This window comes from Amedibacillus sp. YH-ame6, assembly GCF_053848845.1.
Map to the genome: position 1 here is coordinate 289862 of NZ_JBSPEZ010000001.1, position 25315 is coordinate 315176.

Annotated in this window: 21 protein-coding genes; 1 reads left to right on the forward strand and 20 read right to left on the reverse strand. The window is 34.1% G+C overall.

What is annotated here, in order from left to right; all coding sequences use genetic code 11:
- Positions 1–5: 5 nt before the first annotated feature.
- From ACWG0P_RS01385 to ACWG0P_RS01475, 19 genes are all read right to left on the reverse strand, one after another.
- Entirely contained in the window at positions 6–3347 is a 3342-nt protein-coding gene (locus ACWG0P_RS01385; protein WP_455800143.1) for a CDP-glycerol glycerophosphotransferase family protein, read from the reverse strand.
- A gap of 10 nt (positions 3348–3357) precedes the next feature.
- Positions 3358–3747 (reverse strand): glycerol-3-phosphate cytidylyltransferase, encoded by a 390-nt coding sequence (gene tagD / locus ACWG0P_RS01390; protein ID WP_455800144.1) that lies wholly within the window; start codon positions 3745–3747, stop codon positions 3358–3360.
- Positions 3748–3762: 15 nt separating this feature from the next.
- Positions 3763–4587, reverse strand: a complete 825-nt coding sequence (locus ACWG0P_RS01395; protein WP_455793068.1) for an ABC transporter ATP-binding protein — start codon at positions 4585–4587, stop codon at positions 3763–3765.
- A gap of 13 nt (positions 4588–4600) precedes the next feature.
- On the reverse strand, positions 4601–5404 hold the full coding sequence (locus ACWG0P_RS01400) for an ABC transporter permease (RefSeq protein WP_455793067.1): 804 nt from the start codon (positions 5402–5404) through the stop codon (positions 4601–4603).
- 220 nt (positions 5405–5624) lie between these two features.
- Positions 5625–6581 (reverse strand): transketolase family protein, encoded by a 957-nt coding sequence (locus ACWG0P_RS01405; RefSeq protein ID WP_455800145.1) that lies wholly within the window; start codon positions 6579–6581, stop codon positions 5625–5627.
- Positions 6582–7433, reverse strand: a complete 852-nt coding sequence (locus ACWG0P_RS01410; protein ID WP_455800146.1) for a transketolase — start codon at positions 7431–7433, stop codon at positions 6582–6584.
- Between the two features lie 74 nt (positions 7434–7507).
- Entirely contained in the window at positions 7508–7786 is a 279-nt protein-coding gene (locus ACWG0P_RS01415; protein WP_455793064.1) for a PTS sugar transporter subunit IIB, read from the reverse strand.
- A 15-nt stretch (positions 7787–7801) separates the two neighbouring features.
- Entirely contained in the window at positions 7802–9232 is a 1431-nt protein-coding gene (locus ACWG0P_RS01420; RefSeq protein WP_455793063.1) for a PTS ascorbate transporter subunit IIC, read from the reverse strand.
- A gap of 30 nt (positions 9233–9262) precedes the next feature.
- Positions 9263–9721 carry a PTS sugar transporter subunit IIA gene (locus ACWG0P_RS01425; RefSeq protein WP_455793062.1) on the reverse strand — a complete coding sequence of 153 codons (459 nt, stop codon included), beginning with the start codon at positions 9719–9721 and terminating at the stop codon, positions 9263–9265.
- A 162-nt stretch (positions 9722–9883) separates the two neighbouring features.
- On the reverse strand, positions 9884–11917 hold the full coding sequence (locus tag ACWG0P_RS01430) for a BglG family transcription antiterminator (RefSeq protein ID WP_455800147.1): 2034 nt from the start codon (positions 11915–11917) through the stop codon (positions 9884–9886).
- Between the two features lie 17 nt (positions 11918–11934).
- Complete coding sequence (locus ACWG0P_RS01435) at positions 11935–12600, reverse strand: hypothetical protein (RefSeq protein WP_455800148.1); 666 nt, start codon at positions 12598–12600, stop codon at positions 11935–11937.
- 222 nt (positions 12601–12822) lie between these two features.
- On the reverse strand, positions 12823–13824 hold the full coding sequence (locus ACWG0P_RS01440) for an NAD(P)H-dependent glycerol-3-phosphate dehydrogenase (RefSeq protein WP_455800149.1): 1002 nt from the start codon (positions 13822–13824) through the stop codon (positions 12823–12825).
- Positions 13825–13892: 68 nt separating this feature from the next.
- On the reverse strand, positions 13893–15779 hold the full coding sequence (gene glgB / locus ACWG0P_RS01445) for a 1,4-alpha-glucan branching protein GlgB (protein ID WP_455800150.1): 1887 nt from the start codon (positions 15777–15779) through the stop codon (positions 13893–13895).
- A 163-nt stretch (positions 15780–15942) separates the two neighbouring features.
- The gene (locus tag ACWG0P_RS01450) at positions 15943–16782 is read right to left on the reverse strand and encodes a PTS system mannose/fructose/sorbose family transporter subunit IID (protein WP_455800151.1); all 840 of its coding nucleotides are present in this window, start codon (positions 16780–16782) and stop codon (positions 15943–15945) included.
- The gene (locus ACWG0P_RS01455) at positions 16766–17539 is read right to left on the reverse strand and encodes a PTS mannose/fructose/sorbose/N-acetylgalactosamine transporter subunit IIC (RefSeq protein WP_455800152.1); all 774 of its coding nucleotides are present in this window, start codon (positions 17537–17539) and stop codon (positions 16766–16768) included. Before ACWG0P_RS01455 ends, ACWG0P_RS01450 begins: the two co-directional genes overlap by 17 nt.
- Positions 17540–17554: 15 nt before the next feature.
- Entirely contained in the window at positions 17555–18034 is a 480-nt protein-coding gene (locus ACWG0P_RS01460) for a PTS sugar transporter subunit IIB (protein WP_455800153.1), read from the reverse strand.
- Between the two features lie 3 nt (positions 18035–18037).
- Entirely contained in the window at positions 18038–18787 is a 750-nt protein-coding gene (locus tag ACWG0P_RS01465; RefSeq protein WP_455800154.1) for a BtpA/SgcQ family protein, read from the reverse strand.
- Positions 18788–18800: 13 nt separating this feature from the next.
- Positions 18801–19223, reverse strand: a complete 423-nt coding sequence (locus ACWG0P_RS01470; protein ID WP_455800155.1) for a PTS sugar transporter subunit IIA — start codon at positions 19221–19223, stop codon at positions 18801–18803.
- Positions 19224–19313: 90 nt separating this feature from the next.
- Entirely contained in the window at positions 19314–22016 is a 2703-nt protein-coding gene (locus ACWG0P_RS01475; RefSeq protein WP_455800156.1) for a sigma 54-interacting transcriptional regulator, read from the reverse strand.
- A 149-nt stretch (positions 22017–22165) separates the two neighbouring features.
- On the opposite strand from ACWG0P_RS01475, the gene rpoN reads away from it, so the two are divergent.
- Positions 22166–23401, forward strand: coding sequence for an RNA polymerase factor sigma-54 (gene rpoN, locus ACWG0P_RS01480; protein WP_455800157.1), 1236 nt, complete (start codon positions 22166–22168; stop codon positions 23399–23401).
- A gap of 92 nt (positions 23402–23493) precedes the next feature.
- Here rpoN and ACWG0P_RS01485 read toward each other — a convergent pair whose 3' ends face one another.
- Positions 23494–25188 (reverse strand): phospho-sugar mutase, encoded by a 1695-nt coding sequence (locus tag ACWG0P_RS01485; RefSeq protein ID WP_455800158.1) that lies wholly within the window; start codon positions 25186–25188, stop codon positions 23494–23496.
- Between the last annotated feature and the right edge of the window lie 127 nt (positions 25189–25315).

Below are 25315 nucleotides of genomic sequence, written 5' to 3' on the forward strand. Positions count from 1 at the left end.
GACTCCTAAATAATTCCATCTTTCTTCATGAATTCTATCAATCGTTGTGTATTGTGTCCATCATGATAGGTTACAAGATGTTGATATCGCTCTACATACTCCAAAACCTGTGAATCTTGTAAGCTCTTTGCTAAGATACGTTTTAGATTCCCTGCATCATAACAGATATCTCCAAATACATTCTCTTCATTTAACATCAATTTTGTAGTAGGCCCATAAGCTTCCATACATTCTTCTTTTTCTTCCCAATAGAAGATAACATTACTACCACGATAAAATGCATCATAGGCAATGGAAGAATAATCTGTAATCAAAACTTTCGTTTCTTTTAATACGTCGTCATACTTGCTTTCTGTGTTTAAATAAGGACGCAATTCAAAATCCGCATCTTTCACTGCATCCCAAAACAAAGGATGAGGTAAAATAACAACGCGTTCTCTATCTTTCTTAGGAATCGCATGAAATATACATTCAATCATTTGATAGTACTTTGTAGTACTAAAATCATATCTTGCTTCATTGTATTCCCATGGTCTCCAAGTAGGCATAATTGTAATTTTATTTGCATCTTCTTGTAAGACATTACGATCATATTTAGGTAGACCACTAATATAAATATATTCTGGTCGATAGTTTCCTAGTTCTGTAAAATGACGTGCTTCTTCTTTTGAAGATACGACTACACGATATTTCCCTTTGGTATGTTTAGGCTTAAAGAATCTTCTAGATTCACTATCAAGTGATACCATGTACATAACCCCATGTTGTAAAAAGACATAATCATTATCTTTTCTAGCAAGTTTCTTTTGTGCACAACGATTGGAAATTCTTAAATCAATCGCATGTACCATTGCTTCAGAACCCAAGAATGTCTTCGATTTAAAGAAATAGAAATAGTGTTTAAAACTCGTTTTATAAAGAAGGTTCTTCTTATATTTTGGATCGATACGATCGATATGTGGATAGTTTTTATCTAAGATAAAATACGTGTTGGTATATCCATTATCTATGAGTTCTTCATAAAGTACAGATGCACTTTCCTCATAGCGACTACCTTCTTTTTCAAATAGTAAGATACGCTTTGGAAAAGGCACGATTTTCGCTAAATAATAGGCCAAGTTCAATTTACATTGTTCCTTTGTCGCATCCGTTGCATTTTGTTTACGTACCGTAAGGTAGAGTACATTGTTTACTGTTTGGCGATAATATGCAGATGTTGAAGTTGCTGGAAAAACATGGATTGGTCCTCTTCTGTTTTTTCCTTTACGAAGGCTAAATAAATCAAATTTGATACCTGTACAAATTCCATATCCCTCTGTATCCGTAAATACAAGATTGACTTTGTTTTGTATTTCTAAAGTTTTTACATCTTCATAAGGTATGGTTAAGGAATAATGTGTCAAACGAACTCCTCTTCCAATATGTAATCCTTCTTTCAAATGTGCTTCATACACTTGCTGAGCAACTTGTATTTTTAAGTTCTTTAAGGAAAATGGCAAGACAGTGTACGCTAAGGCAATACCAGAGATATGCAATCCCTTTTTTGTATTAGATACATAGTAAAAGAGATTTCCCATCTTTAAACATTTGTTGTAATAGTTCTCTTTGTCTTCCCATAAGTGATGTACATCATCAAAACGATGATCAACTACTTTTGTATAATGCGCATTCATATATTTGTACATAATGAGATTAGAGGTTGCACGTGCCGAAATACCCATAACATTGTTATGATGTATATGCCCCTCTTTCTCACAAGAAAACATTGACATGATTTTATACATGTAATGTGGATTTCCTGAATAATACACCACTTTTTCTGGTGTTAAATGATAAAATAAACGCTGACGTTCTTCTTTAAAGAAATCTTTACTATGAGACGCAAATTTCTTTGCGAAATAGAAGTTACGCATAGCGATAGCAGATTTGATTTTCTCTTTTAAAGGGAATTCAAATTTTGTCACAATCGCATAATAATTGATACCTTCTGGTAAATCATTTAAGAATTCAACTTTTTTCGCAGTTATTTTCCCTCGGAATGCTAAAATAAGATTCTTTTTAGGATTTTCTTTCTGCAATTGTACTAGATATTCTCTTAATAGGATATTAAGTTGTGGATTTTTTAGTTTTCCACCATAAACAAGAATAGAAGCTCTTTTATTATCCAATCCCTTATGAATCTGCAAGCCCTTTGTTTTTCCATGCACCAAAAGATTTAAAATCTTTTCTGGCGTATGAACATCGGCATATGCACCATACGTTTGTAAGAGTTCATCATACGCTTTATGTTTTGTCTTCTTATTGATTTCTTTGATCAATTTATCCACAGTTTCCACGATTGGAAAAGGTAAATCACTCACCGCAAAATAAGTCCCACGATCTCTCATATAATCTTCTAGATCATAGGTAAATAAAATGATTTTCTTTTTTGATACAGCAAAATCAAAGAATACACTAGAATAATCAGTAACCAGCATATCACAGATTGCTAAAAAGTCATACGTTTCATAATCTGATGGAAAAGGTTTAATATGCTGATATTGACTATAGTCTAAAATATCTCCCAATAAGAAATGTAAGTTTACATAGAAGATTTGATCATCCTTTAGTTGTGCATCAATTGCAGAAAAATAGTGTTCCATTAGTTCTTTTTGGATACGTGTATCTGCTTCACGTCCACTTCCACGCCATGTTGGCATATAGGCAATTAGCTTTTTATCTTCAAGTCCTAATTTTGCACGAAGGTTTTGATTGGCTTGTTCATCAAGGAATACACGATTCCTTGGATAATCCGCAAGCACTACTTTACCCTTGTATATATTTTCTAACATATAGTCTTTCATAAAGACATTTTCTGTAAATTCATTTGGAAATAATGCATAATCACTCATCAAATAATTTTTCTGAATGTTTGCTAAACTAGCCGCATTCTTAAGATCACTTTTCCCAAGAGTTTTTAATGGCGTTCCGTGCCATGTATTTAAATATATTTGTTCATCTCTTTTATGAAAGTATGGTGGAAAAGAATTATCCGTTAACAAATATTTACAAGTTGCCAAATAGTCTTTATACACATCTGAATTTCGAATCACCAACTCTACATGATAACCATAGAACGCAAAACGTTTTTGTGCTGCTTCTTTTGTATCTTCAGTTACAACAAAAACTACTTTGTAGTCATGAAAAGATTCATTCTCACAAAGTTCTCGAACCATGGCAAACATATTCCCATTCAAATTTTTACCTTGTCCAGCTTCTAATAATATATGTTGTTCCCTAATCGCTTTTTCTTTACAAGAAAAATAAACATTCTTTTTTAACTTCTCAAAAAGCTTCCTAACCTTCATATAGCACCTCTTATTTTTTTAATTCTTTTTTTAATTGCGTTGTGCTAATACCTTCTGTACGAGGTAAATAAACAACATCGCAATATTCTTTTAGAAAATCAAACTTTCCTTCCCAGTCATCTCCCATAACAAATACATCAACATCGTATTTCACAACGTCTTGTACTTTTTGATCCCATCCTTCTTCAAGGATAACTTCATCTACGTAACGAATTGCCTTCACAATTTCCATACGATCAACATCACTGATTTGACATTTCTTCCCTTTTTCATTCCAGTTAAACGCATCACTTGAAACTGCGACAATCAAATAGTCCCCAAGTTCTTTCGCACGTTTTAAAATATTCAAATGCCCGATGTGAAATAAATCAAATGTTCCATAAGTAATTACTTTCTTCATAGTTCTATTCCTTTCTTACCAAAACAATTTCTTTTTATAGTTTTGTATAATTCGTTCTTGAAATTTCTCTTCACGCTGTTTCTTCTTATCTGCTTCACTTAAAGCGTTATATTCATCTACATAGGTAGAATAGTGATCGCATACAGTATCAATATCTCCTATTTCAACCAATTTTCCACCTTCAATCCACATACCAGTATGGCAGAAATCGCGTACCTGTTGAAGTGCATGTGAAATAAAGAAAATTGTTTTTCCTTCTTCATCACGTAGTTTTTGCATGCGTGTCATACATTTTTGTGCAAACCCTTTATCTCCTACGGACAAAGCTTCATCCACAATGAAGATATCAGGATCTAGTGCCAAAGAAATCGAAAACCCTAAGCGTGATTTCATCCCGCTTGAATACTTCTTCACTGGTTGATAAAGAAAATCTCCCAATTCTGCAAATTCAATGACACTCTGTTTGATATTTTCAATTTCTTTCTTCTTTAAACCCAACAATGCCCCTTTAAGTTCAATATTTTCTTCACCAGTTAACTGCATATTTAGTCCAGTGTTAATCGCAATAAGTGCTTGTTCTCCATTCACAAGGATACTTCCGCTATCTTTATCGGAAATACCAGAAAGGATTAGAGATAAGGTAGATTTTCCTGAACCATTGGTACCAAGGATTCCTACGCAATCTCCTTTTTCAATTTTAAAATTAATATTATGTAAAGCATAAAAATGTTCATCTGAACCTTTTACATTTTTTCTTGCTTTCTTCTTTAAACGATATATTTTGGAGACATCTTCCATAACAACTGCATATGGTTCATGTTCTTTTTTAATTTTAGCCATTCTTGTCTACCTCCTAGATCATATCGATAAACTTCGTTTTGAATTTATACATCAGATAACTTCCAATAGAGAATAATGCAATAATCAACAACCAGAAGTATAGTGTTAATGCAGGGTGTGCAAAGATAGATTTTTCAAACAATAAACAATCTCGATACCCCTGTACAATATAGTACACTGGGTTCAATTTCATAAACACATCCAAAATCGCAATCCCAAAGTTTTCCGCAAACAATACAGTTGATAGATACAATAACATACGCATCAAAGAAGTAACAAGCTTCTTTACATCACGCCATAACATAGTTAATACGGATGTAATTAAAGCCAAGGCTTCTAAAAGCGCAATTGCACAGATCATATAATAAATAATACCTAACCAGTAAATGTTTGGATAAAACCCAAATAACAACAGTACCACAAAACCAATACATAGCATACAAAAGTGATTGAACAACTCTTTTGCGATTACGGTCATTGGCAATACGCTTACAGGAAATTTCATCTTGGTAATCACATTGGTCTTCGCAAAGATTGCACTACACCCTTGGACAATACAAGGCTGAATAAACCACCATGCACAGAATCCAACGACAACCCATGGAAGGTACTCCACATTTTGTTGTCCCTTACGATGCAAAGCAACACCAAATACAAGGTAAAATGTTGCGACCTGTATAGCAGGAGAAGCAAAGTTCCAAAACAATCCAAATTTTGAATCTCGGATTTCCCCAAGCAATTCATATTTGGCAATACAGTAAATACGATATATATTGGTCACATTCTCTGTGATGACATAACGAATACTTTTAAACATGAAGATGTCTCCTTTACTGTCTTTTATAAGGCATAGCAATTTAGCTAGACCAGTCATATTATACAACAATTTATATTGGTTCACTAGTGTTTTCGATGATTCTACATATTTGACACCCTTTTTAAGCCATCATCAAAAAAAGGTGTGAACATAAATTCACACCTAAGGATTCTAAATTTATAATAAAGTTTACACAATTATTGGAATTCATGTAAACTCATTACAGAATCTCTTTGATACTCTTTTCCAAATCTTTTGCGCATAAATGAAACTCCCCCTGTAAAAACTCAGGAGTTCCTACTTGACCAAAGCGTTCCTTCACACCATGTCTTTTAAAAGGAACATGAATGTTGTTTTCCACCATCACTTCCGCAACTGCACTTCCCAATCCCCCAGTAATCGAATGGTTTTCAAAGGTAACGATGGCTTTCTTATCTTTGGCTTCTTTTACAATGAGTTCAACATCTAATGGTTTTATACAGAACATATCAATCACTTCTGTAGAAATCCCTTGTTCTTCCAAAGACATTGCACAATCATATGCATCACTTACAAGTTGTCCAGCTGAAATAATTAAAACATCATGCCCTTGTTTAATAACATTGCCTTTCCCTAGTTCAAAAGTAGATCCTTCCTCATAAAGATTACGAACACCTTTGCGATTTGCACGTAAGTAATGTACCCCTTCATGTTTTGAAAATTCACGAACAATCCATGAAGTTTGCACAGCATCCGCTCCATCACAAATTACAACGTTAGGAATTGCTCTTAGAATTGCGACATCTTCCCAAGTGGTATGTGTCCCTCCATTTGGTCCTGCACAAAAACCAGGATCTGAACCATAAATATTCAATGTTGTATTTGCATAAGCACCAGATAAGAAAATTTGATCATATATTCTTCTTGAAACAAATGGTCCAAAGCTGTGGATGTAAGGTTTATATCCCAAAAGAGATAAACCAGCGGCTGCACCTGTCATATTTGCTTCAGAAATACCACATTGAATAAAACGATCTGGATGCGTTGCTTGAATTTTTGTAAACCCACTTGCTCCACCTAAATCTGCTTCCATGGCGACCACTTTATCATCTGTTTTCATCAACTCCTGTAGTGTTTCTACTACCACTCCACGAAGTTCTTTTCCAACTACCTTTCGATTTTCTACTATCTTAAACATTTATGCTTCCTCCTTTGCGATAAAGGTTTCTAACTCTTCTATTGCAAGATGTGTGGCATTCTTTTCTTCTTCCCCAAATTTCACGGAGTGATTCGATAACATTTCTTCAAAGTATGGTATCCCTTGCCCTTTTATTGTATCTAACACTATACAAACGGCTTGATCTTGTACTTCTTTGGCACGGTTAATTGCGCTATCAATTGCCTCGACATCATCCCCCTTAACACATTGGGTATGAAAACCAAAAGCCTCCATTTTATCCACAATACTAAATGGATTTATAACATCTTTTGTGTAGCCATCCAGTTGTCGTTTGTTATCATCAATGAAGACGATACAGTTGTTTAATTTATAATGCGCGATGAATTGAAATGCTTCCCAACATTGCCCTTCATTTAGTTCTCCATCTCCAACCATCAAATACACATAACGATTACTTTTGTTCATTCTCAATCCCATAGCAATACCTGCCGCAGCACTTGTTCCTTGTCCTAGAGAACCCGTCGTCATATCTACACCAGGAGTCTTTAATCGATCAGGATGACTTGGTAATATGGTTCCTCCTTCATTTAAGGTATATAGCATTTCTTTATCGAAGTATCCCATTTGAGCGAGCACACTATACAAAGCTGGTCCTGCATGTCCTTTCGACAAGACCAAACGATCACGATCTTCCATCTTAGGCTGTTTTGGATTGATATGCATTTGTTTTCCATACAATACACTCAATACTTCTACAATAGACATAGCACCACCTAAATGGCCATACCCTCGATGTTCCAACATTTGTAGAATATGAATACGTATCTGTGCCCCTAACACTTGTAAATCTTTCTTCTCTTTTATCTCCATATTGCCCTCCTTTTATCTATTTTTATAAATTTTTTCGTAAAGAAAAAGAAGACAGAGCCTTCTTCTTCTGAATCTTACAGGTTGAATGCCTCTTTTAATTTTGTTTCGATTTCATTCATATCCATTAATTGATTTAAAATTATCTTACTTTTAAAATGCGTCAACTGTGGAGCTAAATCTGCACCGATAACAAATAGATCAGCATCACCTTCTCCAACTTCAGATAATGCAGTGTGTGATACACTTACACCTGTAATATTTAATTTTTTTAATACTTTTTCTACGTTCATACTAACGATCATGCTACTACCTAAACCTTGACCGCAACAACATACTATTCTTCTAATTTCCATGAGTTGCCTCTTTCTTTAAGCGTCTTCGCTTTTTTTAACTTTCTTTGGTGCTACATAGTTGTACACGATTGGTGCTAAGAATACGACAGCACATACAATGAGCAATCCGCTACCTTGTATAAATTGAGCGATGTTACCAAATACAATTCCCATCCATGAGAAGTCTGCATCTGAGAATGTACTGTTTGCGAAATTCAATGCACCCATAACTGGCATACAAATTGCAGGTAGGAATGTAATTAATAAACCATGCATGAAACTTCCAAATACACATCCTTTTAATCCACCTTCTGCATTGGCAAATACACCTGCTGTTGCCCCACAGAAGAAGTGAGGAATAACGCCTGGTAAAATTAGTGCTACACTTACCAAGTTTGCATCGATGAAGCCAAGAATAAATAATCCAACAACACCACCTAAGAAAGAAACTAGGAATCCAATCAATACGGCATTTGGAGCATATGGGAATACAACTGGACAGTCGATTGCTGGAACTGCACCAGGTACAAGTTTTTCAGCAATACCACGGAACGCTGGAACAATTTCTCCTACAATCAAACGAACACCACTTAAGATGATATATACACCACCTGCAAAGCTTAATCCACTTGTAATAGACCAAACAGCCCAGTGTGTTTTTGTTTCTGCACCTACATTTAATAATCCACTTAAATTTGGATGAATTTTTAAAATGGAAGCTGCATCTGCACTTAAGATACCTTTTGATACTGCTACTGCGGTTACAATTAGGAAGAATGCCATCATCGTAATCCCAATTGCTACTGTTGTATCGCGTAGGAAAGTTAATCGTTGAGGAAAGTTTACTTCCTCTGTAGATTTTCCTTTTCCTTTGAATAATTTTCCACATTGTGCTGCAAACCAATACCCTGCACCACCGAAGTGGCCAAACCCTAATTCATCTGTTTTAACAATCTTACGCATCGTCGGTTGACAAATAGCTGGTGAGAACGCCATGATAAATCCGAGCAATAACCCTCCACCTAACCATAATTGTACACCCTCAAGACCACCTACATTTAATAACACAGCTAACATACATGCCATATAGAATGTGTGATGACCTGTTAAGAAAATGTAATGTAATCTTGAAAAACGAGCAATTACAATATTTAGGATCATACCTAAACACATGATATATGCGGTATCTTTCGCAAAATCTTGAAGTGCGAGAGATACAATCGCTTCGTTGTTTGGCACAACACCTTGCATATTAAACGCATAGTTGAATAAATCTCCAAATGCATTTAATGAACCAGATTGTAGAAATGCCGCACCAGCGGATAGAACTAAGAACCCTACAATTGTTTTTACGGTTCCTTTCATTACGTCTTCAAGTGGCTTGCGCTGTAGCAACAATCCAATTAAAGCCATGAGACCTACAAGTATTGCAGGCGTCGATAGAATGTTTACAATAAATTCTAACATATGATAAAACTCCTCCCATTATTGTTAACGCTATATTTCACATGCATTAGAAACAAACAATTCGTATATTTGTTTTGCGCATGTTGCGTCCAGTATTTGTTGGACTTTGTTCTCATCCATGAAGATATTTGAAATAGCTTGAATACCTTCCATGTGTGATTCACTATCCTTTGCCACTAGTGTTACTAGAACTCTTACATCATAACCATCTGGTTTGAATTTAATTGGCTCTTTTAATATGGTGACACTCATCTGTGTCTCTACAACACCCTTTTCATTACTCGCATGTATCAGTGCTAAATTTTCACATATGACATAATAAGGACCAAACTTCTCTGTGTTTTCATATACCGCCGTTTCATAAGCTTCAGTACAGTAGTTTTGTTGTATCAGTGGAGCACAAGCAATATGAACTGCTTCTTTCCAATCGACAACACTTTGTCGTATATAACAGTTTTCTTCTTTTAATAAATGGCTCATTGACTTCATTTTATTTCCCCTTTACATGTTCATTATCCATTTTAATTGGCGCTAATACAAGGCCAATTCTTTTCTTGTTTATGTGCAATCCAATAGATGAATGTAACCAAATAATTGCACCAATTTGTGCAAGTTTTGGTTACACTGGCAACCTTTGCCTACTTATGTTCTTTATTCATCCTCTGCTTGCGTATGCGTTTGTATATAAGTTTGTATTTCTTTACTAGATGTAAGTGCAGCAATTTGTTCAATGCTTTTCTTCTTAGAAAATATGTTCAATACATCGTTTAAAATATGAATATGTTTTCGTTGATCTTCCGCACATAATACAATAATAATGCGTGCTTGTTTACCGTTTAAAAAGGTAACTGGATGTTTGAATGTACACATGGATACATCAAGCTTTCGAACACCCTTCTCTATTGCAGCATGCGCCAACACCAAACCATCCGCAAGGAACATCATAAGACCACGTTGCTTTTGATCTTCCAGAATTGCTTCTACATATTCTTGCGATATAGATTCATCCTCTAACAATGGTGTACAGGAATAGCGAATTGCCTCTTCCCAATCGCATTCTTCATCATACTGCTTAATATGGGAGAGTTTTAAATAATACAATAAGTTGTGTCCATAGTTGTGATGTGGTACTACATGAGATTGCATACTAGCATAATAATTTTGTAGATCTCTTTCAAATGCATTTAGTTTTGAACTAGGAATATAGTTAGTCGCAAGTCGAACAATTTCTTGTATTTGAAGGTTCGCATGAGGTTCACTTACCATACAGTTGCGTAGTATGGTTACTCTATCTTGATCTGTCAAAATCGGATGCACAACAATAAGCTTCTTCTCTTCCGCTAATACAACTGTAGATATGACTACATCAAACCCATGATCCTTCTGATATTGGCTCAACGGTAGATTGATAATTTCTGTTGCTTGTGGAACAAGTGAAGCTACTTCATTACGAAGCATATTCCCAGTTCCTATCCCATTTGGACAAATGATAAGAATACGAAGATTTCTACTTTTAGTTTCTCGCATCGTCATAAAAGCACCAAAATGTAAAGTTATATAAGCAACTTCTGCATCGGATATCAAGTATCCAAGTGTTCGTTCTAAATATTCACAAGATTTCTTCGTAATCTCATATAGCTCCTCATACTCTGTTTCAATACTATCCAACATTGGGTTTCCTAACTGAATTCCATAACGATAACGATATAAGGATGTTTTCAAATGTGCATTAATAGCATTGATCAACTCTTCTTCTTGATCAAAATAAACACACGTCAAACGTTCAAATTCATGCACTAAGTTTTTTGAAATTTCATACGTCTCATCTTGATCCTTCATTACATTTACAGGTATGGTTTGTAAACGCGACCCCAACAAATGCAAGGTCACATAAATTTTCTCTTCAGGCGCAAGACGTACAAACATTTGTGATACTAAATAATATTCTTTTGTTTCTACTATTTCTTCTTCATCCATATCATTAAACGTCAAACGATCATTTCTTTTATCTACGGAAGATAAGAAGAGTGCCAAGGAAGGCAAAATACCACTTACATATTCTGCTTGTAATTCTTGTTCAATTTGCTTTAGAAGATGTAAATTATGTTGCATACTCTCTTCATCTACCGCTGGGATAAGTTTTCTTTCATAGTATTCCCACAAAGATGGAAACAACATAAAGAACAATGCACGCTTCCTAATAATATCTCCAACGATTCGATATCCTCGTTTGATATCATAGGACAATGTTAGATTGTAGATTTCTAGAAACTGTGCAACACTCTTTAAATCATTGATAATCGTATTACGGCTTACCTGACAGGACTCCATAAAATCTTCTATATATAATGGATTGGATCGTATGATAATGGAACAAATTTGTATCTTTACTCGTTCATCACGTGTAAACAAATGATTTGTATCACTGCTCGTTTCAGATAATGCATCTTGAATAGCTTTAATCTGTGTGTGATTTACAATGATTCCTTTTCCTCTTTCTTGTATTAATTCTTCTATACCTCGCTCTTGAAGCCAGTCGTTGATTTTATTAATATCATAATATACACTTCGCTTTGAACTTTGCATTTCATCTGCTAGCTCTTGTATCTTTAAATAGCCACCAGCATACATGATTCTCTTTAATATGTCGTAGCAACGCTTATCAAGATTTGATACTGCATTCATGTAATTCCTCCCTTGTTTCAACTATAAAGTTGTTTTACTTTTTTGTAATAAGGTGTTCCCTTTAAATTCCCCTTTGCCTTATGTACATATGCTTCCATCATCTTACGATCTTTCTTATAAGAATATTGCAAAGCTAGTAGATACTGTAATAATCCCATTTGTACTTGATGATCAGCTTGATAATCCTTTTTTACTTTGGCTTGCTCCATATCTACAAGCATACGTTCTAATGGTTCTATATCCTCATACTTCTTTTCAATCATGACACGATAAAGCATACTATTATAACGAATCGTATTCTCATCCGCCTTATTCTTTATGAACTCTAGTATTTGAGAACATATCTCTTTATTACCTTTTTCTAAAAAATAAAAATACGTTTGACTGGCAACTTGATATGCCTGTTGTTCACTTAATTTCATCGCTAATAGTATCTTTGTTTGTTCTTCAATCTTTTTATTCTCTGATTTTGCTAGATATACTCGTAAACAATTGTATTGTCGATCATACTCACTAAAAAACAGTTTGAATGCGTTACTATGAAGATTCTTCAATACATCCTCATATTGTCCTTTATGCAAATATTTCAAAACACGATTCCATAATAAACTCCTAATAATGAATGGTATAGCAATCGCCATCATAACAATGGATATTAAAACTAGTAACATTGCGTTGTTCATTACATCACTCCCATTTCTAATGTTCCTTCTAGTATAAAATAACAATCCATCTAAGATAAATCAAATACAATTTATTTCACAACGTATAACATTATTTGTACAGGATACAAGAAAAGCACTCCAGTTTCTAGAATGCTTTATCCCTATATAAATATTACATATATAAAAAGGAGGAATACTTAGAAAATAATCCTCCTTACATTTCAGTTTTATATATGCATTTTATAAATTGATTTCCGTTTTCAAATCACGCAACATCAAAGTCTTTGCGGATTCACTTGGTTTTTCATCTTCAAATAACACACGATATATTTCATTTACAATTGGCATATCAATTCCTGCTTTTACAGCTGTTTCATGAACTGCTTTCGCAGTACGCACACCTTCTACAGTTTTTGTATTGTTATCCCAGAAATATTTCGCACTATCGTGTTCTCCTATTTCATAACCAGCTTGGAAATTACGTGAATGCTTACTTGTACAAGTAACAATTAAGTCACCTATACCAGTCAAGCCCATGAATGTTTCTTGACGTCCACCCATAGCAACTCCATAACGTGTCATTTCCATAAGACCGCGAGTAATCAAAGCAGCACGTGTATTATCTCCATAACCTAAGCCAGAAAGCACACCACTAGCAACTGCAATCGCATTTTTAATAGCGACTCCAATTTCACTACCGATTTCATCATTTCCTGTATAGATACGTAGATAATCATTAGAGAATGTCTCTTGAACAACTTTAGCGTCTTCTTCATTTAAAGAAATAGCACAAATGGTTGTTAACATACGAACCACTACTTCTTCCGCGTGACTTGGTCCAATAAGAGATACGACACTACTCAAATGTTCAGGACTGATATGTTTACGAATTACGCAAGACATACGTTCAAAAGTTTCTGGATGGAAACCTTTTGATGCATTGACGATGATTGTCTTCTTATCTAATAGAGGATCTATTTGTTTACAAACACTTTCTATCGCAATGGTAGGTACCGTTAATAACACAATATCTGCACCTTTGACCACTTCAATATCCATCGTTCCCTTTAAATCTGGATTGATATCTACATTCTCAAAGTATTTTGAATTTCTATGATTCTCATTGATGTCCTGTATTTCACTTTCACAGTTTCCATAAATGGTTACATCTACTTTGTTATCACATAACACTTGTGCTAGGCCAGTTCCCCAGCTTCCACTACCGATGACTACTACTTTCATAAAATCCCTGCCTTTCGCTTAAAGCATTTGCAATTATTATACACAGGTTGTGCTGAATTAGCAAACGATCATTTCTTAACATTCTTGGTAGCTTTAACAGCCGTTTTCTTTGTTGGCGTGGTCTTCTTTATTTTATACTCTAAAAGCACTCCACCAAAGGCTGGTACATCAACCGCAATACGATAAGGTTGTTTGTTACATTCTTCTTTCTCTGCTTTCACTTTTTGTAACCCTGTTATCTCTCCACCATAAATATCTAATTCGGTATTTAAGATTTCGTTGTAGGTTCCCGCAAAAGGTACACCAAACACATGTTTTTGGTAAGCATTTGGGGAGAAATTTAAAACAACTACATAATTTCGATCTTCATTTTTACGCAAGAATGAAAATAGATTCTCATCTGCATTATCCGCATCAATCCATTCAAAAGATGCACAATCATAATCTTTTTCATAAAGTGCAGGAATCGTTGTATATAATTCTCCTAGCTTTCCAAAGTACTTATTGAATGCATCATGCATTGGATATTTCAATAAATCCCAATCACATTGTTTCGTTTCATCCCATTCACGGAAATGTGCTAATTCATTTCCCATAAAATTCAATTTCTTTCCAGGGTGTGTGAACATATATAGGTAAAGAGTTCGTAATTGTGAGAATTTCTGTTCATAACTTCCCCACATTTTATCTACGATTGTTTTTTTACCATGTACAACTTCATCATGGCTAAATTCCACCATAAATCGTTCAGAATAGAAATATGCCATAGAGAACGTAATACTACTTTGGTGCCATTTACGATAAATTGGGTCTTTTTCAAGGTATTGCAAGGTATCATTCATCCATCCTAAATCCCATTTGTAATCAAACCCTAATCCGCCATCTAAGGTTGAGGCTGTTACTTTCGGGAAGTCACTTGAATCTTCTGCGATTAACATAACACCAGGATATTCTTGTGATAGGTTGTAATTCATTCGTTTGATAAAATGAATAGCTCCTTCGTTTTCTCCTAAATCTTTGTTACCATGCCAATGAATAACATTGGAAATCGCATCCATACGTAATCCATCAATATGATATTTATCAATCCAGAAAGATGCCGCAGACATGAGGAAAGAGCGTACTTCTTCACGCCAAAGGTTAAAGTTTGCAGTCCCCCATTGTGAATCCGCATCTACTGCTTTTTCATATTCATAAAGTGGTGTTCCATCAAAATATGATAAGGAGAAATCATCTTTTACGAAGTGCACAGGCACAAAATCTAAAATAACTCCTATATTAGCTTTATGTAAAGCATTGATAAGATACATTAAATCTTTCACGCTTCCATAACGAGAAGTAGCACTGAAATATCCACTACACTGATATCCCCATGAACCATCAAATGGGAATTCATTTAAAGGCATCAATTCCACATGTGTAAAGTTATGATCTTTTAAATATGCAATTAATTCCTTTGCGATAGTTTTATAATTCACCCATTCGATTGCTTCATCTTTTTTCCATGAACCAAGATGCATCTCATAAATATTCAAAGGTTTATCAAAGTTTTTTGTACGTGTGGACATCCATTTTTCATCTGTCCACTTCATACTGTCAATATCCGCTACAATACTTGCGGTGTTGGGACGTAACTCGCTATAAAAAGCATAAGGATCCATTTTATCCACAACACGATCGGTTGCTTGGGTGATACGATATTTATACATATCTCCCTCTTTTACATCTTTGATAAATAAAGACCATACCCCTTTATCATCTTTACGTTTCATTTCATGACCTTTACAACTCCAATCATCAAATGACCCAATGACTTGAATGCTCTTCGCATGTGGAGCATAGGTTGTAAATCGAACACCTTTACAATCTCTTTCTACACACACATGTGCACCAAATGTTTCATATGCATGAATATCATTCCCCTTGTAATATTCTTGTAAATTATGTTTTTTCATACGTAATCCTCCAGTTTCTTTATATCTTCTATTTTACTCTATTTTCCGTATAAAACATAGCGTTTTATGTCATATTTTACATTTATGTAAAGGGTTTCATTATAATATGTGGAAATTGTATGAAATAGAAAAAAGATGGTCAATAAATCGACCATCCCGAGTTCTATACAATACCGAAGAATGTTCCAATACAAGATATAATAATTAGAAACACTAATATTGTTGTTGTTTTAATATTCTTTCCTAATAACCAATACATAATACCAAACGCTAACACAGGTAGTAAGCATGGCATTATTTGATCAATGTACGTTTGAATAGGTTGTGTTGCACCTGCAACTCCTATCTCATAAGGAATTGTGATATTAACAGTAGTAGCAATCATCGCACCAATTACCATAAGCCCAAGAATAGAGGCTGCTTTAGTAATGTTTTGAATGATTGCATTATCATTTAAATCACTAAAGAATTTAACCCCATACTTGAATCCAGATTTTAAGCAATAATATCTTGCCAAAAAGCCAGGTATATTAATGATTAAGATAAATGCAATTGGTCCAATAATACTTCCTTCTTTTGCAAAAGAGACACCAATACCAATAGCAATCGTTAGTAGAGTTCCCCAGAAGAATGAATCTCCAATACCTGCCATAGGTCCCATAAGAGATGTTTTTACAGCACTGATACTAGCTGCGTCGAAATCGGGATTGTTTGCATTTTCCTCTTCCATCGCACCTGTAATACCTCCTAACAAAGTAACAATATGAGGGGTACATGACATAAACTCTAGATGTCTTTGAAGTGCATCCGCCATTTTTTCTTTATCATCTGAATAAAGTCGTTTCAAAATTGGAATCATCATGAAACAATACATTAGGTTTTGTTGACGTTCATAGTTCCATGCGGAATCTAAACAACATGAACGGCGAAATACTTTCCAAAAATCACCCTTTGTTATGCGAGAACCTTCCATCAATGTCTCAACTTTAGAATTCGTTTTCATCAACAAAAACCTCCTTTTGATTTTTACTGTCTTTAAAGAATATGATACTAGCAATCGCTAAACCTGATAATGCAACGCCGAATACAGGCACTTTTAAATATGCTGCCAATAAGAACCCTATCAATAAAAATGGTGATAATTCCTTTGAAACAATCATTTTCGCTAACATTGCAAAACCAATCGCAGGAAGAATACCAGCTGCAACATTCATTCCATCAATGATAAATTTAGGTACAAAGTCTAGAATATCTTTAATTACTGGAACACCGATATAAAATCCAATTCCAACAATAATAGCTTGTGCAAGTCGATACCCTAAGCTTGTCGCAATAGCAACCATATTTACTTTGTTGCAATCTCCATTTTTTGCATAGCGATCTGCTAAATGAACTGCTTCAGGAACCACAAACATCATGAATACATTACCAATTAATAAAACTAATGTAGCTACAGGGATTGCCAACGCAACTGCTGCACCAATTTCTTGTCCACTTAATATTACGAAAGATGTCCCTATAATCGCTCCTGATGTAGTATCAGGGGGATTACTTGCTCCAATTGGAACTGCTCCTAAGAATATTAATTCCAACGTTGCTCCTGTAATAATACCTGTTGTTAAATCTCCTAATACAAGTCCTGTCAAAGCTGAGACAACAATTGGACGATTCCACATAGTTGAACCCAACCAATTGTGCATGTAACCAAATAAAGCAACTAACGTTATTAAAACTGTTTGTAACATTAAATTATCTGTCATGATACTCTCCCTTTCTTATTTATTTTTTATCAAAGACATTACGTCTTGTTTTGTATCGCTTGGAACTAAACGAACTTCTAATTCGATATTACGTTGATGAAGCTCTTGAAACAAGCGAATATCATCTTCACTGACAAACACTGCTTTTGAAATTTGACGACGATCTTCTCTCATTTTCATTCCCCCTATATTTACTGATTTAATAGCATCAATTCCATTGCACAAACGATATGCATCTTCTACACTTTCAACTATAATAAATAATTTATATTTATCTGTTACTCCACTTTTTATCGCTTGAATTGAATCATCTAGAGATTTCATTACAAGTTTTACACCAACGGGTTTTGCTAAGCGCATGGCACTCATTTTCAACTCATCCTTCATCAATTCATCACTAGCAAGTAAAATACAATCTGCTTCAAGAAATTTCGTCCATGAAAACGCAACTTGTCCATGCAATAATCGATGATCTATTCTTACCGTTTTTATCATGTACTACACTCCTTTTTTCTTTCGTATATTATTTAATGCGTGCACCATATCTTGAATATGTGACAAATCCAAGTCACCATCATCCTTATATGTATCTTTAAAGTAACTTCCTACGATTGCAGCATCTGCTAATTCTAATTGTTTTTCACAATTATCAGGCGTCATTCCAGCACCGATAACTAATGGAAAATCTCCTAGAATTTTACGGAATTTTTCTATTTTATCAAGGCTTGTTTCTTGTCCAGTTGCATCTTGTGTAACCACAATGGCATCACATCTAGTTTTCCCTATATTCAAATCTTCCTCTAGCGTTCTTCCTGATTTATATGGTTGATATTTAAACCTAACTCCGCCCAATATATAACCATCATAACCTTTTTTACACAACTTAATAAATTCATCAAATCCCGGATCATCTCGTACTTTCAAATGTCCACAAACAGAGTCTAATTGAACAAAGCTAGCACAGTATTTCTTTGCCAAATAGAATCCCATTGGATCTACATGCAAGCAATTTACACCATAGATAATATCTTTTTTTGCATCAAGCAAATATTGAAGGATATTTTCCATATCATAGTAATTTCCAAAATAATTCTCTACAATGATTGCATCTACTCCTCCTTCTATATATAAGTCTATTTCATTTTTTGCTTTTTCAAAAATTTCATCATGAGTACTGCCTTTCAGATGTAACATACCGAATACTGGCTTTTCATTTTGAAATATACTCAAAAAATTCTTATTTTCCATCATTCATCTCCTGTTAGAAATCTTCTGATTCCGTATTTAATAAATCTATATTCTCTGTAAACATAATCCCATTTCTGCCTACCTCTAAGTAATGGTTTTCGTGACCTTCCATTACTTCTGTAGAAGTAACTATTTCTAGAGTCATAGCCAAATTCATCCCTGTAAATAGTTTGATGTTTTTGTTTCCTAGAATTTGAAGCATTGAGGTATGTACACTACCTCCTAGTACATCCGTAATCACAATATATTCTTCTTCTGGATGACTTTCTATTTCCCTTTTTAACTCTTGTGCGAATTCGATTGCATTTTCTCCAGGGTGTAAAGAGTATGTTCGTACATCTTTTACAATCTCTTCACCTGCAATCATTCTTAATGAATCTTTCATGCCTTCACACAATGCTCCGTGTGATGCTAGAATCACATTTCTCAATCTCATCAATCCTTTCTAAACTGGAATTCCATTCACAAATTAGTATCGCATAGGGTGTGCCAAACTTTAAAAAAAGTAGAATATTTATCTACTTTTTTACCATTCATCATTCATATTGGCACCATTTTGAATATAATCATATATATATCCGATTTCGTGTTCTGGTATTTCAATGCCATAATATTTTTCTGTATCTTCAAATGATTTTTTTACACATTGTATAAATTTATGTTCCATCTTCTTTAAATGATCAATATCCACATAGTTATCCAAAGGCTGTCGCATAACCAATCTTTCAATCATACAACATATATGTACATACAAGCCAACACAAGTCGTATTATGCAAATGTATACCGTATATTTTCTGAAGGTGATCCAAGGCTGAAGCAACATGCTCCAACAACATCGTTGGATTTAGAATCGTTAAGTAATTCATAACATTAGTCAATGAGAAGTTCTTCAATATATCTTGTTTGAATTTTTCTACCTCATCCTTGTTCATATAGTCTCGAAGGATATGTCCTAATTTTTCTATATCTTGTTCAACAATCAATTCTTCAATCGGTATGAATGCTACATTGTCAATCACTGGATCGAGTGTACCTATTACGCAAAGGACATTGTTTTTTTCAAATAATTCGCTATGTTCTTTTTGTGCCATAAGAAGATGATAATCATGTGTTACAACATGAATTTTGATATCTGAAGGAAAGGAAGAAATCAATAACTTTCTTAATTTCTCTGCGGTTCCCAATCCACTAGCACATGCGCAAACAATGATATCCTCTTTTTGTCTTTTTTCGATGATGTGAAAACGAAATTCATTCCCTTCGCACACCACTTGTAATAATTCATGCAAAGGAACATTATTTCTTAATCCATTCCCTACTTCTAATGCAAGCTTTGTTGTTATATTATTAACGATTCCTATATTCGCATGGATATTTTGATCAATTCCTGTATAGATTTGTTCTAGTGATCCCATATCAACTAATAGTACCAGTTCTTCAAAATTATTGTTGTTGTGCAAATATGTATTCAATTCCTCCACGATTTTTGAACTATCATCATCGATTGCCATATCGATAGATTCAAAAATATAATCATCTAATAATTTATTTGCTGCATCTGCAATTGAACTAGCAGTGGAATAGCCATGTGCCAAAATGATTCCAATACGTTTATGAAGATCCGTATTTCTATTAAACAATCTTATAATCAAAGCTAGTACATCTATATCAAAGGATTCGAATCTTAAATCAGTTTGGCGGTATAGTAATTGCATAATTTCATTTGACATGAGTTTCTCTTTAGGTAAAGCACTTTTTATAAATGTATGTAACTTATGCAACATCTCTTTGTTCTCTAATTGAAATTTCTTTACATTCATTGGCTGTCTTCGTATATCTTCAAACATATGAAACAAAGACAATAAATCGTTGTTGTTTATCTTACCTCCATATTTTTGAAAAGTCTTGCGAACAATCCCTTCCAGATTCTCAAAGATAAATTCGTGTTTATTACTAGTTGCATTTTGTGTATCAAAATTAACTTTATCGTAGTAAACTTGTAAACTATTCAAATAGTCATCTAACACATTACACTCTGTAGCAAATGATTCATATAGCAAAAGTAGAGGACTTTCCTTATTCCCTTGGTTTCTTAAATCATTGATGCGAATCATTCTTTCATCACTTTCACAAAGATTGGAACCTGTTTGCTTTGTTTGATCAAACATTTTATCTGGAAGATCTTCTAAATGTATTTGTAGACTTTCTTCATTTGATGTATGTAATGCATGAGCACAACATACTTGAATCGTATTTTTTAATTCACCTATGTTTCCAGTAAAGTGATAACTTAAAAACGCATTATACACTAGATTAGATATAGAAATAGGTCTTTGTATTCTCTTTTCTTCCTGCGAAAAAATTGTATACAGTAATTGTATTCTTTCATATATACCTCGTTCACTAAGAGCAGGTATATAAACGAGTACAGGAATACGCCGTAAAAATGTTTTCAAAAGAACTTTTTCAGGACTCTCTGTAGTTGCAAAAATCAAACGAACATGGGAAGTTTCCCATTTTTCATTTTCACCAATACGATGGAATTCACCTTTATCCATAAATAAGAATAGTTTTTCTTGGCATTCTGCTTTTAGACAATGCACCTCATCAAGAAATAAAATTCCTCCATGTGCTGCTTGAATAAGCCCTGGATTATCTCTATCTGCACCGGTGAATGCTCCTTTTTTATGCCCAAATAAATGTGCACTTAATAGTTCGGGATTATTCGCGTATTCGCTACAGTTCAAGGTTATAAATGGAGCGTCCTCAGCTATAATTCCACAACCACATGCATATTCGTACATAAGTTGTGCCATAAAACTTTTTCCTGTACCTGTTGGTCCATTCAATAAAACAGGAAGGGAATTCTGTGGATAAGAGATTGCTGCTTTACACATTTCAACACATGTTGCTAAACTGTCATCGAATCCTATTAACTTCTCAAAATCTCTTCGTTCTTCATTTCCTAATGCATCCCACAAAGACCTATCGCATTTAAACTGCGTTTGTGATAACGTCTGATGATACATTTCCTCTAGTAACTCCTTGTGATAATAGCATCGTTTTTCCCCATCGATACTTATAATTCTTCCCTGATCATACAATTCATGAACTGCCTTTGCAGTTAGATTTCTACTCATATGAATTGCTTCACTAATTTCATTGACCGTGGAGGAATGCTTCTTTTGTGTTTGCAGTAGAAGGAAACTTAATATTTCTTCATTCATACCTACACCAGCTTTCTATTTTTCAAAATAACAGTTCTTGATACATTTGTCAAGCATAGGCATATAAACAAAAAATGTAAATTAAAAAAATCTAATACTCTATATTTTTGGCATGAAAAATGCGAGAATATAGATATGGAGATGATAAGATGAAGCAAACTCTACAAAATAAGCAAACTCTAAAACAGAATTTGATGTTTAATACTGCTCTCTATGATTCTCTTGATATATTAAAACTATCAAGCAATGAACTAATAGAAAGTATTTTTGAGGCTGTTCAAGATAATCCATTACTAGAAATCGATGATTCATGGTCTACATCCTTTGAATATTTTGATATATGTAACACTTTCATAAAGCCTATTAATTTAAAGGAACATCTTTTTTCACAATTGCATACTTGTAATTTTAAATACGATGATACCGTTTGTACTTACATTATTGAATCTTTGGATCGACATGGATTCTTTGTGGAAAACCATGAGGATTGTTCATCTTTATTGAATATATCGATAGACGTACTGAGGAAACACATTGTTATCATACAATCATTAGAACCTTGTGGTGTGGGCGCCAAAAATAGTTTACATGCGATCTACCTACAAGCAAAAAAATCGCAAAACGTACTCGCTGAAAAAATACTGTTAGAACACACAGAAGATCTAGCAAAAAAAGACTATCGTAAGATAGCAAGATTATCAAACTGTAGTGAAAACGAGGTAAAAAGAACTGTCCAATTTATTCAATCTTTATCTCCTTATCCATGTAGTTCATTCTACAGTGAAAATGAGTTACAAATTCTACCAGATTTAAAACTAGAAATCGATGATAATAACCTCATACTTACTCCAATCAACAATTTGCAGTTGCACTATCATGATGAATATATGGATTTGATGAAGACAAACCCTGTCTTAAAAGATTACTTCGAGCAATCGAAGGTATTTATAGCAAACATAGAGAAAAGAAATGCTACGATGATGCTTGTGGCAAGCGAGATTATAAATCAGCAAAATAGCCATTTCCTTTATCAAAGTGAATTAAAGCCTCTTAAACAAAGCGATATTGCGAATACTTTAGGCATGAATCAAGCAACTGTCAGCCGTGCCGTTATGAACAAGTATTATGAATTTGAGAATGATATTTTTCCTCTATCCCACCTTTTTGTTACTTCTACAACGAAGGGTGATAGTAGTGACGCCATAAAGAAAGCAATTCGAGATATTATTTCAAATGAGGATAAACAACACCCTTATTCGGATTTACAAATAGTCGAGGAATTAAAAAACTATGATTATTCTGTGTCGCGTCGAACAGTTACAAAATACCGTGAAGCCTATGGAATTCAAAATACACGAGAAAGAAAAGTAAAAAGTAATGATTAAAATCAGCATAGTTAAAAGAGGTAAGATTCAGATGTGATATCTGCATTCCTACCTCTTGCTTTTAAATTGTAATTAAGAATTTTGAATTCTAATTATTTAATAAGCTCCTCCATCGCACTTTGGTATGCAACTGTTTTTTGATGTGCATCTTCTAAAGAAGTTCCTTTAATACAATAATAGAACTTACATTTTGGCTCTGTACCACTTGGACGAATTGCAATCCAGCTTCCATCTTCTAAGTAATACTTCAAGACATCAGATTTTGTAAATCCTTCTAACTCGCGTGCCTCTCCATTTTCGATGATTTTACTTTCTTTATAATCTTCAAAACGAGTTACAGTAGAGCCATTGATATTGCTTAGTTGAGTTTTACGTAGTGTTGCCAATATTTCTTGAATTCTTTGTGCACCTTCTTGTCCTTTTAAAGTAAGTGAAGTTTGGCTTTCTTCATAATAGCCAAGTTCTGCATATAAATCATAAAGTACATCGACTAAAGTTTTGCCTTTTTCTTTATAGTAGCACGCTGCCTCTGCCAACATTAAACAAGCTTGAGGAGCATCTTTATCACGTACGAATGGTTTGATCAAAGAACCATAACTTTCTTCATATCCAAATACATATTGTTTTTCATTTGTGATTTCATATTTTGCGACTTTTTCACCAATGAATTTAAATCCAGTTAATGTCTTTTCAGTAGCAACACCATATTTATCTGCAATCTTTTCACCCAAATCACTTGTAACTACAGTATTGAACATAACTGGTTGATTTGGCATACGATCTTTCGCAGTTAATTGAGAGAAAATGTATTCAATAAGAACAGCACCACTTTGATTTCCAGTTAGTAAGCGATATTCACCATCATGTTTTACACCAACACCCATGCGGTCAGCATCTGGATCACATACCAAAATGATATCTGCATCTTCGCGTTTCGCATATTCTAATGCTAAATCATATGCTCCTTTTTCCTCTGGATTAGGAGTAGGTGTATTTGAAAAGTCAGGATCTGGTGAGCATTGTTCTTCTACTGCCACAAAGTTGTAACCTGCTCTTGTATATACTTCTTTCACAGGAATGTTTGCTGTTCCATGTTCAGGAGTAAAGATTATTTTTACATTATCTTTCGCAATATTTGGATTTAATTGAATATCTAATACTTTTTCATAGTAGATTTCATCTACTTCTTTTCCAATAATATGAATCAATGCTTCTTGTTCACTTGTTGGTTCTGCCTTAATAGCAAGTTCATCTTCAACAGCATTCACGCGATCGATTACTTGTTGAGCAAGTGCTGGTACCAATTGGCATCCTTTGTCATCGTATAGTTTATATCCGTTATACTCTTTTGGATTATGAGATGCGGTTACCATAATTCCACCAAAACATTTGAAATAACGTACCGCAAAGCTTAATTCAGGAGTTGGACGTAAACTTTCAAACACATAAGATGTAATTCCATAAGTTGCTAGTAGTTTAGCTGAATCCATCGCAAATTCATAAGACATATGGCGATTATCATAACCAATCGCAACACCTGCTTTTCTTGCGTCTTCTCCATGCGCGCTAATATATTGCGCAAATCCTACATTTGCTTTACGAATCGTATGTAGATTGATACGGTTTGTTCCTGGACCTAATAGTCCTCTCATCCCGGCTGTACCAAATTCTATTGTTGTATAAAAAGCATCATTCATTTCTTTTTCATCCATCTTTTGAAGTACTTCTTTATAAGAAGGATCAAGGTTTGGATGACTACACCATTTTTCGTATAATTCTTTTACCATGATAAATTCTCCCTTTCCATAATTGTTGTTTTTATTATATCACATAACATAAAAAAAATCTGTAGATTGATGTAGAATGTAAGCGATTTCTAATTTGAATTAAAATTGAAATATTTACCAAATGAAT

Coding starts and splice junctions, on each gene's coding strand:
- tagD (WP_455800144.1), bottom strand. CDS start 3,747: ATGAAGAAAGTAATTACTTATGGAACATTTGATTTATTTCACATCGGG.
- ACWG0P_RS01455 (WP_455800152.1), bottom strand. CDS start 17,539: ATGACAGATAATTTAATGTTACAAACAGTTTTAATAACGTTAGTTGCT.
- ACWG0P_RS01475 (WP_455800156.1), bottom strand. CDS start 22,016: ATGAATGAAGAAATATTAAGTTTCCTTCTACTGCAAACACAAAAGAAG.
- ACWG0P_RS01440 (WP_455800149.1), bottom strand. CDS start 13,824: ATGAAAGTAGTAGTCATCGGTAGTGGAAGCTGGGGAACTGGCCTAGCA.
- rpoN (WP_455800157.1), top strand. CDS start 22,166: ATGAAGCAAACTCTACAAAATAAGCAAACTCTAAAACAGAATTTGATG.
- ACWG0P_RS01420 (WP_455793063.1), bottom strand. CDS start 9,232: ATGTTAGAATTTATTGTAAACATTCTATCGACGCCTGCAATACTTGTA.
- ACWG0P_RS01470 (WP_455800155.1), bottom strand. CDS start 19,223: ATGAGATTGAGAAATGTGATTCTAGCATCACACGGAGCATTGTGTGAA.
- ACWG0P_RS01410 (WP_455800146.1), bottom strand. CDS start 7,433: ATGGAGATAAAAGAGAAGAAAGATTTACAAGTGTTAGGGGCACAGATA.
- ACWG0P_RS01450 (WP_455800151.1), bottom strand. CDS start 16,782: ATGAAAACGAATTCTAAAGTTGAGACATTGATGGAAGGTTCTCGCATA.
- ACWG0P_RS01485 (WP_455800158.1), bottom strand. CDS start 25,188: ATGGTAAAAGAATTATACGAAAAATGGTGTAGTCATCCAAACCTTGAT.
- ACWG0P_RS01425 (WP_455793062.1), bottom strand. CDS start 9,721: ATGAAGTCAATGAGCCATTTATTAAAAGAAGAAAACTGTTATATACGA.
- ACWG0P_RS01395 (WP_455793068.1), bottom strand. CDS start 4,587: ATGGCTAAAATTAAAAAAGAACATGAACCATATGCAGTTGTTATGGAA.
- ACWG0P_RS01465 (WP_455800154.1), bottom strand. CDS start 18,787: ATGGAAAATAAGAATTTTTTGAGTATATTTCAAAATGAAAAGCCAGTA.
- ACWG0P_RS01415 (WP_455793064.1), bottom strand. CDS start 7,786: ATGGAAATTAGAAGAATAGTATGTTGTTGCGGTCAAGGTTTAGGTAGT.
- glgB (WP_455800150.1), bottom strand. CDS start 15,779: ATGAAAAAACATAATTTACAAGAATATTACAAGGGGAATGATATTCAT.
- ACWG0P_RS01385 (WP_455800143.1), bottom strand. CDS start 3,347: ATGAAGGTTAGGAAGCTTTTTGAGAAGTTAAAAAAGAATGTTTATTTT.
- ACWG0P_RS01435 (WP_455800148.1), bottom strand. CDS start 12,600: ATGAACAACGCAATGTTACTAGTTTTAATATCCATTGTTATGATGGCG.
- ACWG0P_RS01400 (WP_455793067.1), bottom strand. CDS start 5,404: ATGTTTAAAAGTATTCGTTATGTCATCACAGAGAATGTGACCAATATA.
- ACWG0P_RS01405 (WP_455800145.1), bottom strand. CDS start 6,581: ATGTTTAAGATAGTAGAAAATCGAAAGGTAGTTGGAAAAGAACTTCGT.
- ACWG0P_RS01460 (WP_455800153.1), bottom strand. CDS start 18,034: ATGATAAAAACGGTAAGAATAGATCATCGATTATTGCATGGACAAGTT.
- ACWG0P_RS01430 (WP_455800147.1), bottom strand. CDS start 11,917: ATGAATGCAGTATCAAATCTTGATAAGCGTTGCTACGACATATTAAAG.